A 599-nucleotide genomic window follows, 5' to 3' on the forward strand; every position below is an offset into this window, starting at 1 on the left:
GGCATTGGTGCGCGGGTTGTTGGCCTGGGCGATCGCCGATTCAACCGTTCGGCCTCCAGGATGGAGACGCGCAGCAGGTATTCGCGCACCAGCGGGTTGTTCGTGGGCAGCCGGAACAGGCCGCGGCGCAGGGCAGCGGGGGAGCTGTTCTGCGGGTTTGCGGCGGCGCGGCCGATCAGCGTGCGCACCAGCTGGTCGGTTTCCCGTGGGGTGTGCCCCCGGCGCAGGACCTCGGCGGCGTGTTCCTCGATGCTGCGCCCGTCCTCGTGGGTCAGCGTCGGGGCGCTGCTGGCGCCCTCGAAACTGGTGTCCTTCGGTTCGTGGCGGGAGAGCTTGCCGCTGGTTTCCCGCACCTGCTGCGGGTCCTGGCCGGGGTCGTTGAACAGCTGGCCCAGGTGGCTGAAGCGCGGGGGCAGCTGGTTGCCCGACGGGTCGCGGCGGGCGATGAGGTCGGCGGCGTCCAGCACCATCTTGTTGGCCTGGGAGTAGGGGATGCGCAGCCAGGCGGCCAGCAGTTCGGCGGTGTTCTTGAACGATGCCCGGCCTTGCACTGGCGGGCCGGGCGGGTCGTGTCCGCGGGGGTGGTGCGCAGCTGTTCG

Annotated in this window: 1 protein-coding gene; it reads right to left on the bottom strand. The window is 71.1% G+C overall.

All coding sequences use genetic code 11. The annotated features are described in order from the left end of the window. A partial coding sequence (locus JCM19049_RS16980) for a hypothetical protein (protein ID WP_279403502.1) occupies window positions 1-551 on the bottom strand: 551 nt, incomplete at its 3' end. Window positions 552-599: the final 48 nt, after the last annotated feature.

It is taken from the genome of Arthrobacter sp. JCM 19049 (assembly GCF_001310435.1).